This window comes from Prochlorococcus sp. G4PB17, from assembly GCF_059772445.1.
This window is the reverse complement of the sequence record NZ_CM186288.1, coordinates 1,902,239-1,926,972: the sequence shown is the minus strand read 5'-3', so window position 1 is coordinate 1,926,972 and position 24,734 is coordinate 1,902,239. Positions and strand designations below refer to the sequence as shown.

24 protein-coding genes are annotated in these 24,734 nt (G+C 34.9%); 11 read left to right on the top strand and 13 right to left on the bottom strand.

Annotation, left to right across the window (positions count from 1 at the left end):
- Positions 1 to 116 precede the first annotated feature (116 nt).
- On the top strand, positions 117 to 866 hold the full coding sequence (locus AC6EJB_RS10935; RefSeq protein ID WP_498491538.1) for a lipoate--protein ligase family protein: 750 nt from the start codon (positions 117 to 119) through the stop codon (positions 864 to 866).
- Here the strand turns inward: AC6EJB_RS10935 and AC6EJB_RS10930 are convergent.
- Positions 857 to 2,161, bottom strand: a complete 1,305-nt coding sequence (locus AC6EJB_RS10930; protein WP_498491536.1) for a site-2 protease family protein — start codon at positions 2,159 to 2,161, stop codon at positions 857 to 859. The two genes, AC6EJB_RS10935 and AC6EJB_RS10930, sit on opposite strands and share 10 nt — an antisense overlap.
- Between AC6EJB_RS10930 and AC6EJB_RS10925 the strand changes: the two genes are divergently transcribed.
- Positions 2,161 to 2,829, top strand: coding sequence for a phosphoribosylanthranilate isomerase (locus AC6EJB_RS10925; protein WP_498491535.1), 669 nt, complete (start codon positions 2,161 to 2,163; stop codon positions 2,827 to 2,829). The genes AC6EJB_RS10930 and AC6EJB_RS10925 overlap by 1 nt on opposite strands.
- A 34-nt stretch (positions 2,830 to 2,863) precedes the next feature.
- Here the strand turns inward: AC6EJB_RS10925 and AC6EJB_RS10920 are convergent, their stop codons facing one another.
- From AC6EJB_RS10920 to AC6EJB_RS10900, 5 genes are all read right to left on the bottom strand, one after another.
- Entirely contained in the window at positions 2,864 to 3,571 is a 708-nt protein-coding gene (locus tag AC6EJB_RS10920) for an SDR family oxidoreductase (RefSeq protein ID WP_498491533.1), read from the bottom strand.
- Positions 3,572 to 3,597: 26 nt separating this feature from the next.
- Entirely contained in the window at positions 3,598 to 4,587 is a 990-nt protein-coding gene (locus AC6EJB_RS10915; protein WP_498491532.1) for an acetyl-CoA carboxylase carboxyltransferase subunit alpha, read from the bottom strand.
- A gap of 20 nt (positions 4,588 to 4,607) precedes the next feature.
- On the bottom strand, positions 4,608 to 5,648 hold the full coding sequence (locus tag AC6EJB_RS10910; RefSeq protein WP_498491531.1) for a long-chain acyl-[acyl-carrier-protein] reductase: 1,041 nt from the start codon (positions 5,646 to 5,648) through the stop codon (positions 4,608 to 4,610).
- A gap of 143 nt (positions 5,649 to 5,791) precedes the next feature.
- Positions 5,792 to 6,514, bottom strand: a complete 723-nt coding sequence (locus AC6EJB_RS10905; protein ID WP_498491530.1) for an aldehyde oxygenase (deformylating) — start codon at positions 6,512 to 6,514, stop codon at positions 5,792 to 5,794.
- A 74-nt stretch (positions 6,515 to 6,588) separates the two neighbouring features.
- Entirely contained in the window at positions 6,589 to 7,386 is a 798-nt protein-coding gene (locus AC6EJB_RS10900) for a creatininase family protein (protein ID WP_498491529.1), read from the bottom strand.
- A gap of 102 nt (positions 7,387 to 7,488) precedes the next feature.
- On the opposite strand from AC6EJB_RS10900, the gene AC6EJB_RS10895 reads away from it, so the two are divergent.
- From AC6EJB_RS10895 to pgeF, 3 genes are read left to right on the top strand one after another with little or no spacing between them, the layout of a single operon-like run.
- The gene (locus AC6EJB_RS10895) at positions 7,489 to 8,775 is read left to right on the top strand and encodes a S1 RNA-binding domain-containing protein (protein WP_498493046.1); all 1,287 of its coding nucleotides are present in this window, start codon (positions 7,489 to 7,491) and stop codon (positions 8,773 to 8,775) included.
- Positions 8,776 to 8,784: 9 nt separating this feature from the next.
- Positions 8,785 to 9,678: a Tab2/Atab2 family RNA-binding protein gene (locus tag AC6EJB_RS10890; protein ID WP_498491527.1), complete on the top strand. Its 894-nt coding sequence runs from the start codon at positions 8,785 to 8,787 to the stop codon at positions 9,676 to 9,678.
- 57 nt (positions 9,679 to 9,735) lie between these two features.
- A complete protein-coding gene (gene pgeF / locus AC6EJB_RS10885; protein WP_498491525.1) occupies positions 9,736 to 10,494 on the top strand; it encodes a peptidoglycan editing factor PgeF in 759 nt (252 codons plus the stop codon).
- Between the two features lie 17 nt (positions 10,495 to 10,511).
- On the opposite strand, the gene AC6EJB_RS10880 is transcribed toward pgeF, so the two are convergent.
- From AC6EJB_RS10880 to hemH, 3 genes are all read right to left on the bottom strand, one after another.
- Complete coding sequence (locus AC6EJB_RS10880; protein WP_498491524.1) at positions 10,512 to 10,802, bottom strand: nuclease; 291 nt, start codon at positions 10,800 to 10,802, stop codon at positions 10,512 to 10,514.
- A 71-nt stretch (positions 10,803 to 10,873) separates the two neighbouring features.
- Positions 10,874 to 12,637: a biosynthetic-type acetolactate synthase large subunit gene (gene ilvB, locus AC6EJB_RS10875; RefSeq protein ID WP_498491522.1), complete on the bottom strand. Its 1,764-nt coding sequence runs from the start codon at positions 12,635 to 12,637 to the stop codon at positions 10,874 to 10,876.
- A 139-nt stretch (positions 12,638 to 12,776) separates the two neighbouring features.
- Positions 12,777 to 13,952 (bottom strand): ferrochelatase, encoded by a 1,176-nt coding sequence (gene hemH, locus AC6EJB_RS10870; protein ID WP_498491520.1) that lies wholly within the window; start codon positions 13,950 to 13,952, stop codon positions 12,777 to 12,779.
- A gap of 71 nt (positions 13,953 to 14,023) precedes the next feature.
- Between hemH and AC6EJB_RS10865 the strand changes: the two genes are divergently transcribed.
- The 5 genes from AC6EJB_RS10865 to AC6EJB_RS10845 all read left to right on the top strand — a co-directional run bounded on the left by AC6EJB_RS10865 (position 14,024) and on the right by AC6EJB_RS10845 (position 18,500).
- A complete protein-coding gene (locus tag AC6EJB_RS10865; protein ID WP_498493044.1) occupies positions 14,024 to 15,199 on the top strand; it encodes a site-specific integrase in 1,176 nt (391 codons plus the stop codon).
- 70 nt (positions 15,200 to 15,269) lie between these two features.
- Entirely contained in the window at positions 15,270 to 15,959 is a 690-nt protein-coding gene (gene cobO / locus AC6EJB_RS10860; protein ID WP_498491518.1) for a cob(I)yrinic acid a,c-diamide adenosyltransferase, read from the top strand.
- 97 nt (positions 15,960 to 16,056) lie between these two features.
- Positions 16,057 to 16,770, top strand: coding sequence for a UMP kinase (gene pyrH, locus AC6EJB_RS10855; RefSeq protein WP_498491516.1), 714 nt, complete (start codon positions 16,057 to 16,059; stop codon positions 16,768 to 16,770).
- 54 nt (positions 16,771 to 16,824) lie between these two features.
- Entirely contained in the window at positions 16,825 to 17,373 is a 549-nt protein-coding gene (frr, locus tag AC6EJB_RS10850; RefSeq protein WP_498491514.1) for a ribosome recycling factor, read from the top strand.
- The gene (locus tag AC6EJB_RS10845) at positions 17,370 to 18,500 is read left to right on the top strand and encodes an NAD(P)/FAD-dependent oxidoreductase (RefSeq protein ID WP_498491512.1); all 1,131 of its coding nucleotides are present in this window, start codon (positions 17,370 to 17,372) and stop codon (positions 18,498 to 18,500) included. The genes frr and AC6EJB_RS10845 overlap by 4 nt, the downstream gene beginning before the upstream one ends.
- 3 nt (positions 18,501 to 18,503) lie before the next feature.
- Here AC6EJB_RS10845 and AC6EJB_RS10840 read toward each other — a convergent pair whose 3' ends face one another.
- The 4 genes from AC6EJB_RS10840 to AC6EJB_RS10825 form a co-directional block, all read right to left on the bottom strand.
- Positions 18,504 to 19,502, bottom strand: a complete 999-nt coding sequence (locus AC6EJB_RS10840; protein ID WP_498491511.1) for a transaldolase — start codon at positions 19,500 to 19,502, stop codon at positions 18,504 to 18,506.
- 92 nt (positions 19,503 to 19,594) lie between these two features.
- On the bottom strand, positions 19,595 to 21,385 hold the full coding sequence (locus AC6EJB_RS10835; RefSeq protein ID WP_498491509.1) for a peptidoglycan D,D-transpeptidase FtsI family protein: 1,791 nt from the start codon (positions 21,383 to 21,385) through the stop codon (positions 19,595 to 19,597).
- Between the two features lie 8 nt (positions 21,386 to 21,393).
- Positions 21,394 to 21,861: a hypothetical protein gene (locus tag AC6EJB_RS10830; RefSeq protein ID WP_498491508.1), complete on the bottom strand. Its 468-nt coding sequence runs from the start codon at positions 21,859 to 21,861 to the stop codon at positions 21,394 to 21,396.
- Positions 21,862 to 21,944: 83 nt separating this feature from the next.
- Positions 21,945 to 23,291, bottom strand: coding sequence for a CPBP family intramembrane glutamic endopeptidase (locus AC6EJB_RS10825; protein ID WP_498491507.1), 1,347 nt, complete (start codon positions 23,289 to 23,291; stop codon positions 21,945 to 21,947).
- A gap of 110 nt (positions 23,292 to 23,401) precedes the next feature.
- Here AC6EJB_RS10825 and AC6EJB_RS10820 point away from each other — a divergent pair, with 110 nt between their 5' ends.
- Positions 23,402 to 24,730 carry a histidine phosphatase family protein gene (locus tag AC6EJB_RS10820; RefSeq protein ID WP_498491505.1) on the top strand — a complete coding sequence of 443 codons (1,329 nt, stop codon included), beginning with the start codon at positions 23,402 to 23,404 and terminating at the stop codon, positions 24,728 to 24,730.
- Positions 24,731 to 24,734: the final 4 nt, after the last annotated feature.

The window sequence follows — 24,734 nt, the reverse complement described above, 5'->3', positions numbered from 1 at the left end:
ATCTCTTACTTCAGTTTTATCAAAGTTTCATTACAAAGCATTATCTAACCTTAGACTAAAAGTTAATGAAGTTTTCAGCTCTCCTTAAAAAGTTTCGCTGGTAATAAAGAAATAAAATGAACACTCCGAAAGAAATACTTTATTTAAATCCTCTTGAATTGACTGGGCCAGAACAAATGGCAATCGATCTGTTGCTATTAGAAAAATCATTTACAAAAAAAAATTTTTATATGGCAATCCGTTTTTACACATGGGATGGAGACTGGTTATCGATTGGAAAAAATCAAAAAGAGCTTCCAAAAACTTGGCTGAATCTTTTAAAAAGTAAAAAATTAAACATTGTCAGGAGGCCCAGCGGAGGAAAAGCTGTTCTTCACAGCAAAGGACTGACTTATGCACTTATATGGAAAAATCCACCAAGAAATAAAAAAGAATCATATTTAAAAACAACTCAATGGCTAAAAGATGGTTTTAAAAAAGCTGGTGTGGATCTTTTTTTTGGCAATCAACCTGTAAATAGATCTAATGGTAATTGTTTTGCAACTTCAACATTAGCTGACTTAATTGATACTGATAAAACAAAGCAAATTGGCAGCGCTCAATACTGGAAAAAGGGCCACTTGCTGCAACATGGTGAAATTCTGATAGAACCTTCGAAAAAGTTATGGAAAACAGTTTTTAAGACTGATCCTCCAAAAATAAAAAAAGAACTGAAAGAAAAAGATAGAATTATAAATTTTTTAAAAGAGTCGTTAATTAAAACATGGCCTGGTTTGAAGTGGTCTGAATATATTCTTGATGAAAAAGATAACGAAATAATAAAACGTTTGGCCAGAGATTATTTCGAAGAAATAAATCATTTTTGATCCTCTTTTATATCAATCGGACCCATTGATTTTGCAATATTATATAGATTCAAACCTATAGGATATATATTCTCTTTTCTTGCAACTTTAATAAACTGAATAGGAAGATCTAATCCAATTTTCTTTAGTACTGCTTTTCCAATATCTAATCTATCTAAAGTTCCAACAGGAAGACCAGCTAATGAAAGGACAAGAAGTCTTGCATCTTTTGTATTTTCTATTTTAATTATCGCTTTACATAATGATTCATTCTCGCAAATTGAAGGTAATTCCTCTATCGGCGATAAAAAATCATAAAGAAATTTCTTATCCCAGTTTTGAACTGAAATATTCTTTAAAATTGTTTCCTTTACATAACCAACCCATCTACCTTCTCTAGTTATTAGAATCCATTCTGCATTAGAGCCATTATATTTATTGAAAAAATTATTTTTAGATAAGACTCTAACAGGCAGATCATCCTCTAAGACTCTGTAAGAACGACTACAAACTTGATTTACATTTATTTCAGATAATATCTTTTGTATTTGAACAATTTGACTCTGTGATTTAGATGACGAAAAAATAAATAATCCAATTATTAATAAGCAAAAAGAGATATAAAAGCTGCCCCTTATTAAAATAATTACACCAAAAAATATAGTAAGAAAAGAAATAAATCTTGCAGTGGCTATCGCAACTTTTATTCCTAATCTTTTACTGCCTGTAAAGTACCATATTAAAGATTTCAATATTATGCCACCATCAAGAGGAATTATTGGAATCAAATTAAAAACTCCTATCAAAAGATTTAAATTTCCAACTTGATTAAATATATTAGAAAAAATCAAACTTGAACCTAAAAAATTATTACTTAATAAAATCAATATAAAGGCTAATAAAAGGCTAACAATTGGTCCTGAAATTGCAATTTTCAAACTTCCTTTTGAAGTAGTACATTCCTTCTCCAGATTGGCCATGCCTCCTAGAAAAAAAAGTGTTATGTCCTTAACTTTTAGACCTTCTCCTATTGCTACAAAAGAATGAGCCAATTCATGCAATAAAACAGATAAAAACAAAAGAAATGAAATAAAAATTCCAATCATCCATCCATTAAAAATAGATACCTGACCATCCAAAAGTGTCTCAAACTGTTCTCTGGCTGCCAAAGTAAAATATAAGAAAACCAAAAGCCAACTAGGATGGATCCTCAAAGGAATGCCTCTAATTTTCATAACTTCCCAAACACCCAAACCTAAGACCTCCAAGTACTCAATAAAATCTGTTTCAATTGATCCTAATAAATGTTCCGGCAATGATCAGAAAATCAACTTCTAAAAAGTCAACAGCAATAAAAATATGTGGCATAACAAATACGGTACAGGCAAGAGCTATAGCTCAACTAAGAGTAAATGCTATTGGAGTTATTGGGGTTAAAAATTCACCTCGTTTTGTATCTAAGGTAGAATGCATAAAAATTTTCAATGAAATAGAAAAGGTTTCCTCAAATATTGAAAGAGTATTTGTAATCGCAAACGAGAAATTAAAAGCCATCCAATATATAAACAATATATCCACCAAACCTTCTGTAATTCAATTGCACGGTAATGAATCAGTAGATTATTGTCGTGAATTAAAGAATCAATTTCCCACAATTCAATTATGGAAGGCATTTAGATTGAAATCTATTGAAGATTTAAAAAATATAAATCAATACGAGAAAAACATTGATGCTATTGTTTTAGATGCCTGGGATGAAAAGTCTTTAGGAGGTACAGGCAATAGAGTCCCAATAGAACTACTAGTTAATAAAACTTTTAACTCCCCTTGGATATTAGCTGGTGGTATCTCTGCTGAAATAGTTCCGGAAATTTTTTCTAAACTTAGACCTGATGGTATTGATGCTTCAAGTCGACTTGAGATATCTCCAGGCATTAAAGATCTTGAGAAAGTTGAAGCTCTTGTTCAGGTAATAAGAGAATGAAAAATATAAAAAAGGAAAATTATTCCATTTTTAACTATAATGCTCCTGAAGAAGGCATTAGAGTTATATCCTCAATAATTTGATTAACTGGTTGATTTGCAAGGTGCAAAAGTTCGGAGGCCACTTGATCAACTGAGAGCATCGAATTTCTATCAAATTGCATTCCTACGGTATCTGAATCCCAAAGAGATGAATTTACTGAGCCAAGAGTAAGCGTGCATGCTCGGATTAGATTCTTACGTTCTTCTTCAGCTAAGCATTTTGTAAAACTTGCTAAAGCTGCTTTAGAAACACAATAGGCGCCCCATTGTGGGAAAACATTTCTAGAGGCATGGCTACTTACATTAATAACTAATCCTCCTTTTTTTCTCATTAAAGGAACTATCTCAGAGCAAACCTGAAAGATACTCGTAATGTTAATTTGCATAATCCATTCCCATTTTTCAATAGGCATAGATAAAAGATCTCCAGTCCAAGCGACACCAGCATTATTTATTAACACTGAGGGAATCAATCCATTTTTCATCAATTGAGCTAGCCCCTCAGAAACATCTTTGGTATCACTTAAATCAATGGATTTATAGAAGATCTTAATTTTTTTGTTATCAATCTCATTAATAAGACTCTCTAGTTCATCTTTAGATCTAGAAATAAGGAGTAAATCCCATCCAGAATTAGCAAAAGCTTTAGCAGTTGCTCTTCCAATTCCTCTAGAAGCTCCCGTAATTAATACTGTTGACAAAGAAGTTAAACGCAAACATTCAAACTTTAAACTGAAAGTTGACCCTCGATCGATTGAGATTCCAAATATTTTCCCATTTTTCTAAATTTGGAGTATCTATTGTTTCTCAATTCTTCAGGAGATAAAACCAATAATTCTGATAGATGCTTCTCAAGGGCATTTTTCAATGTTTCTCCTGCCTGCAGAGGAGCCCAATTATTACCCCCTGATGGTTCTTTTAAAACCTCATCTACGACATCTAACTTCATAAGATCAGGCCCTGTGATTTTTAGCGATGATGCTGCCTCCGGAGCCTTGCTAGAATCCCTCCATAAAATCGACGCACAAGCTTCAGGGCTTGCAACTGTATAAACACTATGTTCAAACATAAGCAATCTGTCGGCGACACCAATCCCTAGAGCACCGCCAGATCCACCTTCTCCTATTACAGTTGCAATTATGGGTACTTTCAATCTAAACATTTCACGTAAATTTACTGCAATTGCTTCACCCTGTCCTTGCTCCTCGGCTATTAGCCCAGCATAAGCTCCGGGCGTATCGATAAAAGATATTATTGGCAATTTAAAGCGATTTGCATGATCCATCAATCTCAAAGCTTTTCTATAACCACCTGGCTTAGCCATTCCGAAGTTTCTTGCAACATTCTCTTTGGTATCTCTACCTTTCTGTTGACCAATAATAAGAACAGATATCTCATTTATTCGAGCTAAACCACCTATTAGAGCTTGATCATCAGTTCCGTTCCTATCTCCATGCAATTCGACCCAGTCATCACAAAACATCTGGATATAATCAAGAGTACTTGGCCTTTGGGGATGTCTCGCTACTTGAATCTTTTGAGCTGGTGTAAGTGCATTAAATATTTCTTCTCTTCTTCTTGCAGCTAGAGTCTCAAGTTGCAGAAGTTGTTGACTTACATCAACTTCTGAATCTCTAGCTAATTCTCTAATTTGATCAATCTGATTCTCTAATTCAACAAGAGGTTTTTCAAATTCGAGGAGAAAACGTCTAGCCATAAAAAAAAGTAATCAAATATTCAGACGGATATTGTCTGAATATTTGATTTCAAACCAACTGCCGAAAATCCGTGCCTTTCAGATGCTTGACCGATAAAGTCCATCTTTTCCAGAGTGATATTGTTCCTCCCCCAACTGAAATTGGTATGACAATTCTCGAATTCAAGAAGCATTGCTTCAGCAAAACAAGCAAACATCTCTCTTTTAGGATTCTCCATCTCAGCTAATTCCATCATGCTCCAACCAATATCTTTGAAAAATTGAACTATTCCACCTTTTAAAACATGTATGCCAGAGCCTGAAAACTTCTCACCTAAATTTTTAGGATATCCACCATCAATCATTAAGCAGGGCCGTTTGATTTTCGATGGATCAATTTCCAAGGTTTTTGGCATACTCGCAACCCAAATCACAATATCTGCATCAGGTAAAGCCTCATCAAGACTAACTATTCTTCCTCCTCCAAGTTGCGTTTGAAGTTCAATTAAAGGCTTTTGCTGTCTAGCTACTAATAGAAGTTCTGAAACTCCAGTTCTCGTAGCAAGCCATCTGCAAACAGCACTACCAATATCACCTGTAGCTCCTACAACAGCAACTTTTGCTTTACTCAAATCAATTCCTAATAGAGGTGCATTTTGCTCTAGTTGTCTACAAATAACCCAAGCTGTATGAGTATTACCAGTGGTAAATCTTTGCCAATCAAGCGTGGTATTTCTAACTTGCTGATTTTGAAGCAAATTGAAATTTTCAAAAATTATTGATGTAAATCCTCCAAGTGCAGTAATACTGATACCTTTTTTTTGAGCTAACTCCATTGCATTTAAAACTTTTCTTCTTGCAGTTTTAAAGCGGCTAAGCATCTCAGGGACAAAGCATGAGTCTATATAAGCTCCCTCTATTGTCTTCCCTATGGCACTTACTACTTTTACATGCTCTACTAATTGAGGTGGGGCTGTACACCATACATCCAAATCTCCTTCGGCAATATGGTCATACCCCAAACCCAATGCCTTTCGTTTGGCATCTTCAAAACTTGTTGAATGTCCAATTAGCCCAAACATTTGGCTCCGAGAAAGATCAAAATTGAAACTAAATATTTATCCAAGATTGAAGGTTAGACCACCATGGTCAAAAAAAAAGAATTCCTCAAGAACTTAAAGTTCTTGAGGAATTGATCAAAGCAAAAAATCTAAATTTAAAAACCCTAAATGACTGCTGCAAGAGCCATTCTGGCAATTTCTCTATTATCAAGTCCTATTTCAAGAAGTGAGTCTTGATAAGCAATCATAAATTCTTCCATTAATTCTTCTTTATCCATATGAAGAACTTCAGCATCATTGGAAACTTCATCAAGCATTGATTTGATGAGAGGTAAATTTTCTTTATTCGCCTTCATTAGATCTTTTTTGACTGAATCAAGATTGGCCTTCAACCATTCTTGGCCATAATTCAGGTGCAAGTACTCGTCTTGAACAACACCCTCAGTAATTCTTTTTGCGAAAGGATCAGCTACACGAATGTAAACGTGATAAGCAGATATTGCAAAAGATTCAATCAAAATACATTGAATCAAAAGGCAAGTAGTTGTATCTCCAGCCTTAAAAGCTTCTATAAAATTATTATGGAGTTTTGAAAAAAATGTTTTGGCAAAAGGCATATCAGGCTTAACAGAAAGATTTCTTCCGCAAGCGCAAAAACCATTCATATGCTTTTTCTCCATTTTCCCAAGCCTCACAAGCTCATCTGCATGCTCAGGAATCAATTTAGCAAGATCAAGAAAATTTGAATAAGCTTCTTGCTCGCCTTCTATTACAACTGCATTGATTCTGCTGTAAGCATCTTTATAAGACTCAGAGGTGAAATCCGGAAGAGCATCAGATAACTCGTCTTTTTCTACTGTTAAATTGTTGGATGCAAGAGCTTGCATAGATCTATTAGAAATTTGTCAATCTGAGTGATCTTACAGAATTAAAAGCAAAATGGTAGTTCAGTTACCACTTCTTAACTGCTAGAAACAGGTTTTTCTGACATAACTGGGGGCCATTCACTGCCCAAAAGGCTTATAAACATTGACTTCCAATGATGTATTAGTGCATTTTCCAAAGCGGCACCTAATTTAGGATTTGATGAGCTTGCATCTCCAATGACGCCAGAAGAACTCACATCTTTTGTAAGCCATGCACATGGGGAGGCACCTTCAAGGCTCCATCCTTTTGGAGCAGAAATGATTTCTTCGCCAGAGTTGTTCATATCTAAATAAGAATCATTTCGAACCAAATCTTCAGCCATATGCAACATAAGACTTGTCTCTGCTAAAGCAGCATGAAGACCTTCCTCAACCTCTTTATCAGGCAAAATATTATCTAATCCAGGAACTCCACTCCAAAGGAAACAAGGCAAAACAGCTAAAGAAGGACATTGAATTCTTAATTGTCTTGATACAGCTTGAAGTAAACCTATTTGTCCGCCATGAGCATTAAAAAAAACTAATCTTTTGAATCCCATAGAAGCTATCTGCTGGCCTATATCAGTAACTAATTCAAGCAATACATTTGCCGATATGGACAAAGTTCCTGGGAAATCTTGATGCTCAGGAGAAAAACCAATAGATTGGGAAGGCATCATCCAGATAGGCATATTTTTTGGCAACCCATCAAGTGTCTTAATTAAAATATTTTCAGCAAAAAATGTATCAGTAATCAAAGGTAAATGAGGCCCATGTTGTTCACATGCTCCAAATGGCCAAACCAACGTAGATCCTTTCTCTGAAGCGGCTTTAGATGCCTCAGGCCAGGTCAAATGCTCAAATCGTCGAGTGGAAAAAATGATAGAAATCTCCTAATAATTAAAAAACAACTTAACCTTGGCTGTAAGAATGTTTCTCTTATTACCAAGGGTATTATGGCCGGGTCAGATCCTCAGCCTAAAAAAGCTACTCCCCCAAGACCGGCAGCAGATGCACCGCGAAAGCCATTGCAGGTTATGCACATCAGTCGAAAGACTGCGGAGGAAACAAATACTGAAGTATCATCCGAAAAAGATATCTCTGACCAATCTAAAGATAAAAGATTTGAAGAAAAAGTTCTAGCTGAAAAAGATCTTGCTCCTTTAAAAGCTCCTGATCAAAAAAAAGAAATTCAATTAAACAAAAGTGATAATTTTAAAACTTCGACTATGGAAGATCTTCTAAGATCAGAAGATAGTTCTAGATATAATGATGTTGATACAATTAATAATCAGAATACATACAACCAAAAAAACAGAATAGTTGATGAATTTGATTTTGATGAAGATGAATTTTTAGCGGCATTAGAAGATAACCAACCAATCGGTTCAACAGGTGAAATTGCGAGAGGTTCTGTTATTGCTATCGAAAGTGATGGTATTTATGTAGATATTGGAGGGAAAGCTCCAGGATTCATGCCTAAAAATGAATGTGGATTAGGAGTGATTACAAATTTAAAAGAGCGCTTCCCAAAAGGATTAGAAGTTGAAGTGCTTGTAACCCGTGAACAAAATGCGGATGGCATGGTAACAATTAGTTGCAGGGCTTTGGAACTAAGAAAAAGCTGGGACAAAGTTCAAAATCTTGCAAAAGAAGGAAAAGTAATTCGAGTTAAGATAAATGGTTTTAATCGAGGAGGAGTTACATGCGACTTTGAGGGATTGAGAGGTTTTATCCCTAGATCTCAACTTGAAGATGGAGAAAATCATCAAGATCTTGTCTCTAAAACCATTAATGCTGCTTTTCTAGAAGTAAACCCAGAGAGAAGAAAATTAGTCCTCTCAGAAAAAAAAGCTGCAATTGCATCAAGATTTTCAGAATTAGAAATCGGGCAATTAATTGAGGGTGAGATCCTAGCCATAAAACCTTATGGTTTTTTTGTTGATTTAAAAGGCGTAAGTGGACTATTGCATCATTCCATGGTTACTAATGGAAGCATGAGGAGCCTTAGAGAAGTTTTTCAAACTGGTGAATCCATTAAAGCTTTAATAACTGATTTAGACCCCTCACGTGGCCGTATTGGATTAAATACTTCTCTTTTAGAGGGGCCTCCAGGAGAGCTTATTACTGATAAAGCAAAAGTGATGGGAGAAGCAGAGGAAAGAGCAATCAAAGCTCGAAATAGTCTCAATAAGGAAAAAGTCGATCCTCAAAATGAAGAGAAAAAGATTGACTTGACTTAATAAGTAAAAATGATTGTAAGTATTACCAAAGAATTCAATTTAAAAAAAACAGACTGGGAAATCGATTTTTATTCCCGTCCAATTTTAGATGAAAATGGAAAAAAAAGATGGGAATTGCTAATCACAAATACGAATGATTTTAAAGACAAGAAAACATTTAAATGGGAAAAAATATGTCCAGCATCAAGTGTTAATTCTATTTGGTTAAAAGATGCATTAGAAGAAGCAATTAGTGAAGCCAATGCTCAAGGCTGGGATACACCTTCTGTTCTACGTTGTTGGCGATCTTCTATGAAAACTATGATAAAACGGGCCGCAGATCAAATAGGTATTGAGCTAATTTCTAGTAGAAGAACCTATTCTTTGCTTGAATGGCTAATTGATAGAGAAAGAAATTTTTATCCGAAACAAAAGGGATACATAGGTGTTAATCTTGCTCCTCCATCCAACCCAATTACAAACCAAGCAATACCATTACCAGAAGAAGTAAGAGGCGACTCTTGGAGCTTTGCTTCGCTCTCACTTAATACGCTTAGAGAGGCTGATGAATGGAAAATAGAATTTTCCAATTTAATTCCCATAAATGAGTCAATAAATGAGAATATTTCAATTCCTGGTATTCGGCTATTTAGTTCAAAAAGATCTTTAGCACTTGCTGCCTGGCTAGGGGGACTTGAACCAGTAAAACTTTTAATAGAAGAAACCCAAATAATTTTAGAAGCAGGGCAAGCTGATAGGTGGCTGGTTACTGATGTAGATGACGAAGCAAAAAAAGCCATAGAAAACAATTTTATAAACACAAAGAAATATGCTGATGGACTTCAATTTATATCAGTTCAAAAAAGTCCAGACCAAAGCTATCTAGATGGCTTTTGGATGCTAAGAGATATAGGAGATATCTAACCACATCCTCTAAAGATGAACTTAATAAGATTTATTGCTAAAAGATAGAGTTACTTAATGATGAAGTTAATAACTTACAAGAATATTACTTTTTTTCAAACTGATCAATTAATAAAGCATAATTTTATGCATGCATTTTTTACAAAAAAATATAAAAATAATAAACCTTTAGAATTACAAAAGAAATTAAATTTAAATTCAAATATTCACTTTTTAAAACAAGTACATAGTAATAAAATTATTCAAACAAATCATAAATTTAATTTAAAGCCTAAAACAGGGGACTGTCTCATAACCAAAGAAAAAGGTCAAAGTCTATGGGTTTACTCAGCAGATTGTATGCCTCTGCTAATTGCTGACATGGCTACTAGAAATATTGCAGCATGCCATTCTGGTCTAAAAGGGCTAAAACAGAAAATAATCTCAAAAACATTAAATAGCTTAATAGAGATAGGATCTAAAAAAAATAATTTAATTATTGCCATCGGTCCTTCAATTAATGGAGATAAATATCAAGTAAAGATGAAGGACGTAGAAGATTTAATAATTCAGCTCACAGGAGAAAGGTATACTGGGAAAAGTTATCTAATCAAATTAGATAAAAAAGAAGTACTTCCTTTATTCAAAAAAGACTCGCATCCTGATAGGCTTCTCTTTGATATAAAGGCTGCTGCTATTTTAGAATTATATAAAGAAGGTATTCAATCTTATCAAATAGAATTAAATAGAATTTGTACCTTCTCAAATCCAAAACTATTTAATTCATATAGAAGAGAAAAAACCAATTTAAGACAATGGAGTTGCATATATTCATAACCCTATATGAGTAGTATTTAGCACTTATTTTCTGCAAGTCCCGCACTTATATATTTATCAGATATATCAATATTACTATTTAAAGTAATAACTTTAGCCACTAGAACTCCATCAACCGATCCTTTAGGTTTTAAATTTACCTTTGTATGCCTTGGCAACTGTTTCTTTAGCCAATCTATAGATTTTTTCTCTAAATTAGGACTTATTTCAGTGCATGCTATTTTCACAGTATAAGTACGATTATTATCTCCTATTAGCAATACTGTTGAACTACTTACTTGTATAACTTCTGCCGCGTAAGCCTTCAAAAAAAAACAAAAAAAACATATAAAGAATATAAGTATATTCGCAAAAAAATTATTCATAAAATAAACTTTAGTCATCTCTTAAAATCAGGTATACCAACCATTTGTGCATTACTTTTACCAGGCGGGACCATTGGGTAACAATTTTCACCCTTTCTTACATTTACGTTAACCAAAACCGGACCTTTATTAGCTAAAGCTTTTTGAAGTTGAGGTATTAGCTGATCTCTTTCAGAAATCACAACACCCTCAATACCAAAAGCCTGAGATAATGAAATAAAGTCAGGTTCGCCAACAGACATATTAGATGCAGAATATCGTTCATCATAAAAACTTTCTTGCCATTGCCTAACCATCCCTTGCCAATGATTATTGATAATAATCACTTTTAAATTCAACTTGTATTGAGCAATGGTTCCAAGCTCTTGAATGTTCATCAAGATACTTGCGTCACCAGCGATACAAACCACTTGCTCCTCAGGCAAAGCAACTTTAACGCCCATGGCCGCTGGCATTCCAAAACCCATTGTTCCTAGCCCAGCGCTGCTTATCCATTGCCGTGGTCCATTCAATAAATATTGAGCTGCCCACATCTGATGCTGTCCAACATCAGTTGTAATGTATGCATCTTTAGCCAGTTCTCTCAATGCTATTAATACTTCCTGTGGATAAATTTCTCCCTCTTTTGGTGGAGTAGTTAATGGAAAATTATTTTTCCATTTTTTAATTTTAGAAAGCCAATTAGAAGTTTTTATAACTATTTCCCTTTGATTACTGAGATCTAATAATTTAACAAGACTGATACCTACATCACCCAATACAGAAACTTCGACAATTCTGTTTTTATTTATTTCAGCAGGATCAATCTCAAAATGAATTACTTTTGCATTAGGTGCAAAAGTATCCAATTTACCTGTAACTCTGTCATCAAATCTTGCCCCAATTGCAATCAACAGATCACATTCAGTTACTGCAAAGTTTGCATAAGCTGTTCCATGCATTCCAAGCATCCCAAGAGATAGATATTCACGCTCATCAAAAGCACCTTTCCCCATCAAAGTTGTTGTTACTGGGATTTGATATCTATTAGCAATCGCAGCAAGAGTTTCATGTGCACCAGATGAAATAACACCACCTCCTACATAAAGTAGTGGTTGCTCTGCTTTTTCAATTAAATCTAAGGCTTCACTGATTGCTTTATGTTCTGGCGCGAATGGGAGTTCAAAGCCTGGTGGCTTTATTGAACCTGGCTCAACTGGTTGATATTCAAACAACTCTTGGCCAACATCTTTTGGTATGTCAATCAAAACAGGCCCAGGTCTCCCCGAAGAAGCTATGAGAAAAGCCTGAGCTACAACTCTTGCGATTTCACTCGGATCTCTTACAACCCATGAATGTTTCACAATTGGAAGCGTTATCCCAAAAATATCGGTTTCTTGAAAAGCATCTGTTCCTATTGCAGGTCTTGGGACTTGTCCCGTTATCACGACAAGGGGGACAGAATCCATTTGAGCCGTAGCTATACCTGTAACTAAATTTGTGGCTCCAGGACCTGAAGTACCAAAACACACACCTACTCTTCCCGTCGCTCTAGCGAAACCGTCGGCAGCATGGGTCCCTCCCTGCTCATGTCGGACAAGAATATGTCTTAGCCAACCTTCCTGTTCTGCTCTAAAAACTGCATCATATATTGGGAGAATTGCACCGCCTGGATAACCAAAAATAGTATCAACTCCATGCCTACGGAGGGAATCCATAAGAGCATCAGCTCCTGACATCTCATTTTGAGATTGTGTTCCTGAATCTCCTATTTCATTAGGCGCAGAGGTCAGGGTCACGGCAACAAAAAATCTAAACTAACAATAAATCTTAGTATGCTTAATTTCAATTAATCCAAATTAAGCAAAGATTTAATTAAATTCTCTTATTCTTAAAACAAGAAATTAGTTGATTAATTTATATGTTTTGTTTAATTATTTATAACAATCCTATTTGGTGTAAAGGTCCATCACCAATTATGAATTCCAATAAGAAACAAAGAAAAACAATCATTGCAACTCTTCCATTCCAAACTTCAGAACTGTTATTCCATCCCCATTGCCATTTTTCTTGAGGATAAAGTTTTACCCTCTCAGGCAACTTTGACGCTTCCTCCAAACTAATCCCCTTTCCATTGAGGCAAGAGGAAACCAGGTCAGCGAGCCCTTCAATAAACAACGGATAGATATCAAGCGCGGGAACCCTTTTAAAATTAATAATTCCATTTTTAGTAGCAATTTCTTTGTACTCAATATCAATCTCTTGAAGTGTTTCTATGTGTTCACTTACAAAACTAATTGGAACAACAACAAGTTCTTTAACTCCCGATTTCCCTAGCTCTTCTAATATTTCTTCAGTGTATGGTTTTAGCCATTCCTCTGGCCCAACTCTGCTTTGATAGGCAAGAGAAAATGAATTGGTGAATCCAAGTGAACTTTCTAACTGGTCAATAATCAAAAGTGAACAATTTTGTATTTGATCTTGATAAGGATCGCCAGCCTCTTCTACGTAGCTTTTGGGGACACCGTGTGCAGTAAAAAAAACGTGGGCATCTTCAGGCGAGTCACAATCAAGAATTTGTTTCTTTATTAATTCAGCCATTGAAGATAAATATGCGGGATGATCAAACCAACTGCGAATACAGCGAATTGATAATTTTTGAAACTCATAGTCATCATCTCTTAACCTTTTCAATTCTCTAAAACTAGATCCACTGGTACTTATAGAAAAATGGGGATAGAGAGGCAAAACAACAACTTCGCTAACACCATCAGCCTTTATATCCGCCACAGCTGACTCAGTAAATGGATGCCAATACCTCATCGCTACATATGTTGTAGCGTCAATTCCTAAATTTCTAAGATAACTTTGTAGCTCTCTTGCCTGCTGCTCAGTAATACGTCGAAGAGGTGATCCGCCGCCAATTGACCTGTAAGCCTCTTGTGATTTACTACTTCTTAATAAGCTTATAAGCCAAGCCAAAGGTTTTTGAAAAGCGGGAACTGGTAAACGAATTATTTCCGGATCTGAAAAAAGATTGTATAAAAATGGTCCAACATCCTTAATCCTCTCAGGACCTCCGAGGTTTAATAAGAGGACACCAACCCGAGCCATTTTTGAAAAAACTCCTTATAAAAGGTTATAAAACCCTTTTTCAAGGTAAAGCTAGCTAAATTTACAGGATGATGGACGAGAATCAAAAGTTAAAAGATACTAATAGAGAGCTTGAATCAAAGGGTATCAATCTGAGAATTGAAAAAAGAGGTAAAGTTCTAAACATTCGTGGTCCTTTGCCTGATAAAAAATCACCAAGTCTTTCTAAAGTTCAAAGATTAAGTCTTAAACTTCCAAATGACATAAAAGGTTTAGAAGAAGCTAAAAAAGCTATTGAATTAATAAATTTTCAACTCGAGAAAAATCAATTTAATTGGTCTCATTGGATTAAAGAAAAAGCTATTTCATCAACTAGAAGTAACAATTCAAATATAGAAAATGAAGTAGAAAGCTTTAAATTAAACTTTTTTTCTGACACATCCAGGAGCAAATCATCTGCAAGTATGCTCAGCACTTGGCATTCTGCTTATAAACCGTATATGAATAGATTAATTGGAATTAGCAATAAGTCTAGCCTTAAACTAGATGAGAAGCTTCTACTTAAGATCCTTTTAAGTTATGAAGAGAATTCACGCAGCAGGCAACAATGCGGCATTGCTTTAAGTGCATTCGCGAGACATCTTAATTTAGAGCTACCTCAGAACTGGAAGCGACTTCAAAATGGTTATGGAATACACGAATCTAATTTTAGAAAGTTACCAAGTGATGAAGAAATTATAAACAACTTTCATTTAATCCCAAATCAAAAATGGAGGTTTGTTTTTGGATTGATGGCAACCTATGGGCTTAGAAATCATGAAGTATTTTTTTGTGATTTATCTTGTTTAAAAAAAGACGGGGATAAAGTACTTAGAGTTTTCCCTAAAACCAAAACAGGAGAGCACCAAGTTTGGCCATTTCATCCAGAATGGATTGAATTGTTTCAGCTAAATGATATAAATGATACTTCAGATTTACTCCCTAATATTAAAACAGATTTAAAAAATACAACTCTTCAACATATTGGAAGAAGAGTATCTGAACAATTTAGGAGATATAAAATATCCTTTACTCCATATGACTTGCGCCATGCATGGGCAATAAGAACAATTTTAATAGGTCTACCAAATACGGTGGCAGCAAAAATGATGGGGCACTCAGTTTCTATACATACAAAAACCTATCATCATTGGATAACCAGAAGAGATCAGCAACTTGCTGTTGACAGTGCTCTCTCAAAAACTAATTTTAATAAAACGAACAATTAATATTTATAGCTATTTTATATCAATCAATTATTATTATTTTCATTAACTAATTTATTTTTAAGATCAATACATGGATCAAAAAAACAATAAAGATCTTAACCTAAACAAACTTGACAAGAGTGCCGAAGAAATAGGAATGGGCGGTAATCTAATAGCAGGTATTTCAGAAGAAAAATATCGAAAAAGAATGGAAAAAAGGAAAGACGTACAAAAACAAAGATTAAAAGAAAGAAATAAAGAAAAAGGTCTTATAATAATTAATACTGGACAAGGAAAAGGTAAAACGACAGCAGCTCTTGGCATGGCAATAAGAACAATTGGACATAACCATAAAGTTGCAATAATACAATTTATAAAAGGTGGATGGGAGCCTGGTGAGTCATTAGCATTAAAATTTTTTGGGGATAAATTAAAGTTTTATGCATATGGAGAGGGGTTCACTTGGGAGACTCAAGATAGAAATAAAGATATAAATTTAGTTAAATCAAGTTGGGAAAAAGCACTCTCTTATCTTATAGATCCAAATTATAAACTTATAATCTTAGATGAGATCATTGTTGCAATAAAACTTGGATATATAGAAGAAGATGAAGTTATAAAAGCTATAAATTTAAGGCCAAAACTTACACATGTAGTATTAACTGGGAGAGGAGCATCAGAAAAATTAATCGATTCAGCGGATCTAGTAACTGAAATGAAATTAATCCATCATCCTTTCAGAGAGCAAGGAATAAAGGCACAAAAAGGAATTGAATATTAAAACCTATTATTAAAAATATTTCCATCGCGAGGAATCCAATACAGATATACAGACGTTCTCTCAAGACTTGCTACTGTCAATTGGATATAGATTTTTAATGGCATACTCTAGAGCACTTATAAAACTCAGTGGGGAAGCTCTTATGGGAGAGAAACCTTACGGTATTGATCCTGAGATAGTTCAATCTATTGCAAAAGATGTTTCAAAAGTAGTTGAAAATGGAACACAAATAGCAATTGTAGTTGGAGGCGGAAACATCTTTAGAGGATTAAAAGGGTCAGCGGCAGGAATGGATAGGGCCACTGCTGACTACGTAGGGATGCTAGCTACTGTTATGAATGCAATTACATTGCAAGATGGCTTAGAGAGAGCAGGAGTTCCTACTAGAGTCCAATCTGCTATTGAGATGCAACAAATCGCTGAACCATATATCAGAAGAAGAGCTATTAGACATCTTGAGAAGGGAAGAGTAGTTGTATTCGGAGGCGGATGTGGGAACCCTTTCTTTACAACTGATACAACTGCTGCGCTAAGAGCCGCAGAAATAAACGCTGAGGTTGTCTTCAAAGCCACGAAGGTTGACGGCGTCTATGATCGAGATCCAAAAAAGTTTTCTGACGCTGTCAAATATGAAAATCTCACTTTTCAAGATGTATTAACTAACGAAATTGGAGTAATGGATAGTACTGCAATTGCTCTTTGCAAAGATAATAAAATACCAATAATTGTTTTTAATATTTTTCAACCTGGTAATATCTCCAAGGCTATTTCTGGAGAGCCAATTGGCTCAAGAATATCTAATTCAACTTAAAACAAAAAATTTGCAACTTTTTCAATAATCACTTTCTACATAACTTTACTCAAAATGCCAAATCAAGAATTAAAAATCACAATGAGCAAATCTGTAGAAGCAGCTCAAAGAAATTTTAATACAATTAGAACTGGTCGGGCTAATACATCTTTGTTAGACAGAATATCTGTCGAATACTACGGAGCCGAAACTCCACTAAAGTCACTTGCAACCATCTCAACTCCAGACTCTCAAACAATAGCTATTCAACCCTTCGACCTAGGTTCACTTGCAACTATTGAAAAGGCTATTGCTACTAGTGATCTAGGTTTTACTCCAAATAATGATGGAAAAATAATTCGTATAAATGTTCCACCTTTAACTGAAGAACGTAGGAAAGAATTTTGTAAACTGGCATCTAAATATGCAGAAGAAGGAAAAGTTGCCCTAAGAAATATTCGACGTGATGCAATAGAAAAAGTCAAAAAATCTGAGAAGGATGGTGATCTCTCAGAGGATCAAAGCAGAGACGAACAAGAAACAATTCAAAAAGAGACAGATAATTTTATCAATGATATTGAAAATAAACTTGCAGAAAAAGAAGCTGAAATCCTAAAGGTTTGACAATTCTAGATGCTGCCATTATTGGCGGTGGCGCATCAGGGACTACAGCAGCATTTCATCTGGCTAATAAAGGTAAAAATGTGTATATTCTTGAGAAAAATAATTCCACTACTTATAGAAACTGCGGAGGTGGAATGTCTTCTGCAGTGCAGAACTTGTTCCCTTTTAAACTTATATCAATAGTTGATGAAGTAATAACAAATGTAGAATTTAGTTGGTGCAATACGGATAAAGTAGTTGCTGAACTTTCAGGTTCTTCTCCTTTTTGGATAGTAAAACGAGAAAATCTTGACTTGTTCTTGTTAGACCAAGCATTAAATTCAGGATGTAATATTTTAACTTCTTTTGATGTAGTAAACATAAAAAGAAGTTCTAGTATTTGGAAAATAACTGCTCTTGATGGAAGACAAATAGAGGCAAAAGCAATTGTTATTGCTGATGGATCTCAATCACCATGGCCTAAATTTTTAAACTTAGGTCCAAAAAAACAAAAATTTGCCTCGACTTTCTCAGGAAGAATTAATAGAAAAGGAAATTTAAGGGATGAAACCGCTAGATTCGAATTTGGCCTTGTAAAGAATGGATTCGCTTGGGCATTCCCTTTAAAAAATGAAGTCAATATTGGAATTGGAACTTTTCTATCTAACAATGATTCAAGTCCTTTCGAAGAAATAATTAAATCATTTCTTCCAGATTTAGGCTTTGATCCTTCTGAAGTAATTGGTCAAGAATCAAAGTTAAGGATTTGGAATGGGCACAGTAAATTAAACGGTGAAGGTATTCTTCTTGTTGGAGACGCGGCTTCACTAAGTGACCCTTTTTTAGCGGAAGGATTAAGACCTGCTTTGATGAGTGGATTTGAGGCTGCAAAATATCTTGTCTATTGGTTAGATGGAAAAATCAATTCACTAGATGGATATACGAATGTAATGAAAACCAATTGGGGGAATTCGATGGCTTGGGGTAAAAGAATTTCTCAGGTTTTTTATCGTTTTCCTAAAGTTGGATATCAATTAGGAGTAAAAAGACAAACCGCGCCAAAAAGAATTAGTCAAATTCTCTCTGGCGAGATGAGTTATGAAGATATTGCAAAAAGAGTAATTAAAAGATTACTTTTACAAAATTAAAACTTATAAAGTAAGAGCAATTCCCTCTTCTATCAATTCAATTCTTTCATTTAATTGATTTTCTAATTCATCAATAGCTTTACTAAAACCCTTGATTCCTTCATCAAGCTTTTCCGTAGCCATTTTATCGCCAGCCATCATAAGTTCAAAAGATGTTTGATCTAAATGAATCGTTTCTTCAACGTATAAAGGTTTTTGTGCATTTAGCTTAATTGGCAAATCCGAATGAGTTTCTTTAAGTTGCTGAAGTAATTTAGGAGAAATCGTCAACAAATCACAGCCAGCAAGTTCAGTTATTTCCTCAATATTTCTGAAACTTGCACCCATAACTTCTGTTTTATAACCATTTGACTTGAAATAGTTGAAAATTTTAGTAACTGAAACGACGCCTGGATCTTCAACGCCAGGATAAGAGTCTCTTCCTGTAGCAGCTTTGTACCAATCTAGAATTCTTCCAACGAAAGGAGAGATAAGTGTAACTCCAGCATCTGCACATGCAACAGCTTGATAAAAATTGAACAATAAAGTTAGATTGCAATGAATATTCTCTTTCTCTAAAACTTCAGCAGCCTTTATACCTTCCCACGTAGAAGCTATTTTGATTAATACACGATCGTTGGAAATACCTGCTTCGTTATATTTGGCAATTATCTTTCTAGCCTTAGAGATGGTGGCCTGAGTATCGAAACTAAGTCTTGCATCAACTTCGGTTGAAACCCGACCAGGAATCAATTTCAGAATTTCTTTTCCAAAAACAACACATAGCTCATCCATTGCTTCTTTAACTACATCACTAGTTGAGGCTTCATTACCCAGCATTTCTCTGGAGTTAGAAAGGGCTTTATCAATCAAGTTTTGATAAGCAGGTATCTGTGCGGCCGCTAAAATCAAAGAGGGATTTGTAGTAGCATCCCTAGGATGAAATTTTTTAATCGCTTCTAGATCTCCAGTATCAGCAACCACCACAGTCATTGAAGATAACTTTTCAAGAAGAGATTCCATAATCAAAAACGTCTTTCATGAAAGTTAGACTAGCTAAATTTTTTATGGATTTCACCCTTTGGTGGGTCCTTTCAGGAAAATTTAGCTATCTCTTAGCTTTTTATCGTCAAATTCTCGTTTCTACTAATGCTTGGAGGTATTTGTTCAATTACAAGTAATGTCTCAATAATTTTTTTAGCCACAGGTACTGCAACGGTTGATCCAAAAGCAAAGGGTTTCTGAGGTTCATCAACAACCACTAAAACAACAAAACGAGGATCTTCAACAGGAAGACTTGCTACAAAACTACAAATTTTCGAATCATAATTTCTACCGTCCTGTGATTTTTGTGCGGTCCCTGTCTTCCCTCCTATTCGGTAACCTTTTACATTTGCTTCCATACCACTTCCTTTCTCAACAACAGTTTCCATCCATCCAAGGACTGTTTTTGTAACTTCAGGATTTAGCACTTGCTTAGATTCTGGAAGAGTTTTTAAAACTGATTGATAATCACCTTGCAAACCTTTTGTAATGTGTGGATTAACAAGCTTTCCTCCATTGGCTATCAATGCATGTAATTGGGCTAGCTTTAGGGGGGTAATAGAAAAACCTTGTCCAAAAGAGGCAACTGCCGGTTCAATGGGTTGATTGATAAATATCTGCTTTGATTTTATTTGTCCTGCGACAGCACCAGGAAGATCTGTCTCTGGAATCTCATCTATACCTAATTGCTTTAATCTTTCCCAATAACGAGTTGGATTTAATTTTCTCATTATCTTTACCATCCCCACATTACTTGAAACTTGCAATACCTCTGCGAAATTCAATATCCCATTAGGGCTACGATCCCAATTAGATAATGGCCAGCCTCCCACTGTAACCAAACCATCGTCATTTATTTTCTCATTTGGACTTATAACCCCTTCTTCTAAAGCGAGTGCCAAATTAATTGGTTTAAAGGTAGATCCAGGTTCAAATAATTCTTGAACTGACCACTCTTTAAAAAGAGAAGGTGAATATTCCCAATATTTGTTAGGATCATAACTTGGAGCAGAAGCTAACGCTAACAGTTCTCCAGTTTCAATATTCATAACTATTACCACACCTTTTTTTGCATTCCACGACTTAACTTGCTTGGTTATTTCTTTTACGGCTACTTCTTGGAGTCTTACATCTAAAGTTAATTGTAAATTCAACTGATCTTCATCAAAGACACCTCGCTTAAGACCAATTGGCAAAGGTGTTCCATCTGCACTTTTTCTTAGTATGCTTGTCTTCTCTAACCTTCTAAGCTTTCTATCTAAACTTAATTCCAGACCAGCTTGAGGTCTTCTATCTAGATCCAAAAAACCAACTACATTTGCAAACAGTGCTCCATGAGGGTAAAGCCTTTGAGGATATGCCTCTAAATCTATACCGCTAATTCCAAGTTTTCTAATTTCATTAGCTTTTTCTTGAGTTAATCCTTCTGCCAACTTTATACCAGAAGAAAAGTTACCCAATTCCTTTAGAATTTCATTAACGCTTTTAGAAAGTGGAGTAGAAAGTAGTTTTGCTACTTCTACCGGCTTGCGTATTGTTCCAAATGAATCGCCAGGAAAATTAAAATATCTTGGATGGGCCCAAAGCTTAAAACGTTCTTCGTCAATTGCTATTAACTTTCCGTTCCTATCTAAAATTGATCTCCGAGTTCCAAGAGGGCTCTTCTTTTCTGTTTGGACTGCACGTGCTCTAGCTTTTAATTGATCAGACTGAAAAACTTGAAGCCAAGCTACTCTAAAAAAAAGGCCTCCAAGTCCAAGGCATAAGATAAAGAAAACAATTCTAAATCTATTCTCAGATAAAGGAGCAAGTGGTTTCACCTTTACTCCCTTTTTCTTCTTTCTCGGACTAAAAGTACTCATAAATATTATTAATAACCTGACTTAATGGGAAAAGAAGAAATTCTCTCTAATAATTTTCTTGTTAATGTCTTATCAACTAAAAACCCATTATTTTTAAAGCTTGGTGGACTATCTACGTATATGAGATCTTCCGCCTTCGTAGGAACCAAATACTTAGACAATTTTTGGTTTTTCAATAAGTAACCTTCAAGAATTGAGGTAGACTCCATTATTCTTCGATTCAAGTCTCTGATTGTCTCAAGTTTAGTAAAAGATCTTGTCCATAAATATTGAGAGTGCAGAGCAATAGATGTCATTATCACCACTGAAATGAGAACGCCTACTAATGCTCCATCTAGGACAACATGAAAAGCAGCTTGAATAGGAAATTTTCTCTGAACATGTTTAGAAGGGAACAAGGTATTTGAAATATTAATTGGCAACTTCTTTTTTTGAAATTGTCCTGCCTTCTTTTTGTATTGAGTATGACTAACCAATTCGTAATTCGAAAGTAATTTAAGTCAAACACCTTATCTCGCAACTGCAAGAGTTGTAATACTGAGATTTTCTTTATTTGATGTCAGGCTACTAATAGCAAACTAGCAAAAGTTACCCCATTCCATAAAGAATGCATAAGAGCACAAGGGAATAACCTTCCAGAACTCAATCTCATTAAACCTAGACCAATTCCTAAAACAAATAAAGGCGGTAATTCTCCCACACTTAAGTGAGCCAAAGCAAAAATTAAAGCGCTTAATATAACTCCACCAACTCTGCCTATTTTAGAAACCAATACAGGCAAAAGAACACCTCGAAAAACCAACTCCTCAAAAACTGGAGCCAAAACAACAGTCGTAATCAAAAGAAAAAGTAATGGAATAAATTCATCGCTATTTAATACAAGCTCCAACAAAGGATTGCTTCCGCCTTGATCACCAACAATCTCATTCATTATCCACCCAACAAGCAAAACCAAGGGCATAATCATTAACCATCCACTAATTGATTTCAAAATCCCATCTTTGATAGGTTTAATTTTCCATTGCAACCAACCTTCCTGATTTTTGGGAGAGACAAGGCCCATTAATTGATATCGAATAATTAATAAAGGACCTATAGTCATTGAGCAGTAACCAATAAAGACTCTTAAAGAACCTCTTAATGGTAAGTCTAAATTATTAAATAATAAATCAGTTACTGGTATGATAAGAGCTGGAAAAACAACTTCACCAATAACAACAAAACCACCAGAAATCAAAAGGATCATATCTATGATCGATAACGGAGGTGCAATAATTTCAGGCCAATGAGTATTTTTTTTTCTTAAAAAAATTAACATATATCTTATCAAAAGTATACTTCCTATAAAAGAAGCTAAAAATGGTAATAATTGTGAAGATAAAAGTCTTATAGCAGTATTTAGATTAAATCTTTTATTAACACATTTTTCCTCACTGAATCCCAAACTTGAGCATGTAAGTTGATAAAGTAAAGGGTCTAACTTCATCTCATAAGAATCAGGAAATTCTCTCGACTCTTTAACTTTTTTACTATCTAAAATATATTTTCTAGCCATTTCTAGGTTTATATCTTTAAAATTTTCGTTTAAAATTATTTGCTTTTCACTCTCAGACTCCTCAAGAACTGCTAGTAGAAGCCTCTGTCTATCATCAATTTGTTCAGCAGAAATATTTTTTAGGGCCTTATAAAGTTTTTCTTGAGGCTCTGAACCTAAAAATATATTCTTTAATGACTCTGGTAAAGATGAAGAGGCTGACACTGCCATCTCAGTTTGCATCAATGAAATCTTTGGTGCAACTGAGGGTCGCGCAAAGCTTTCTTGCAAACCTTGTCGCCAAATTAAAACAGTTAAGAGCAATGAAAATAGAGCTGCAGCCCATTTCCAACCACTATTGGCTTTTCTCATAAAAATCAACTAGTAAAAACTGACATGGAGAAAGACTTCTATCTTTGCTAAAAGAACATTAGATTGCCCTAGTGGCGAATACCATAATTATCTAGAAGACACTTTATTTAATGACATTGCGTCTAATCTTTATCCGTCATGGATTGAGTAGTTTCAACAAAGAAGGTCGAATTCAAGGAAGAACCGACCTCTCAACACTAACTAAAGAAGGACAATTACAAGCAGAAGCTGCTGGAAAAATAATATCTTCTATTCCAATAGATGCAATTTATAGCTCCCCTTTGCAAAGAGCTTCTGAAACTGCAAAAATCATCATTAAACAACATCAAAAAAAGCTTCAAGTAACTTATACGGATGATCTCCTAGAGGTTGATCTAGGTCCCTGGAGTGGTTTAACAAAAGATGAACTAAAGAAACTCTACCCAGCAAAGCTTTCTATTTGGGAAAAAGAGCCAAAAGAGCTATCCATCAATAGAGATGATGGTAGTGAATTCCAACCAATTAAAGAACTATTTTCCCAAGCAGAAAGTTTTTTAAAATCATTATTTAAAACTTATTCTGATTCTAATAAAACTATTTTGATTGTTGCCCATAATGCAATTCTTAGATGCTTGATACTGAAATTAATTAATGAACCCACAAAAGGGTTCAGAAGAATAAAATTAGATAACACCTCAATCTCAATTTGTAATATTGACTTTAATGATTGGAATGATAGACAAGTTCAAATTCAATGTCTAAATAATATCGCCCATATACAACCAAGGCTTCCAAAAAAAGGCAGTAAAAAAAGGATTATTTTAGTTAGGCATGGTGAAACAGATTGGAATAAACAGCGTAGGTTTCAAGGACAAATTGATATCCCATTAAATGAAAATGGTAAGGCTCAAGCTAATGCAGCAAGCAAATTTTTAAAAGATATTCCCATACAAAAAGCTTTTAGTAGTTCTCTCTTAAGACCAAGAGAAACCGCTCAGATAATTCTAAAAGAACACCCTCAAATAGAGATCTCTCTCAAAGATAACCTCAAAGAAATTAATCACGGCGAATGGGAAGGGAAGCTTGAGCATGAGATTATGTCCAACTGGTCAGATCTTCTTCAAACATGGAAGACCTTCCCTGAGAAAGTTCAAATGCCTGATGGAGAAAATATTAACGAAGTTTCAACCAGGTCCCTTACTGGTTGGAAAGAAATTTGTAAAGATCTTAAAGATAATGAAACAGCTTTAGTTGTCGCTCATGATGCAGTCAACAAAACCATTCTTTGTCATCTACTCGGCTTGACTCCCTCTGAAATCTGGAAGATAAAACAAGGTAATGGTGGGATTACAGTTATTGATCTTTCAGAGAAAGAAGATCAACCAGATCAAATCACCTGCCTAAATATCACTTCTCATTTGGGAGGTGTTATCGACTCAACTGCTGCTGGAGCTCTTTAAATAC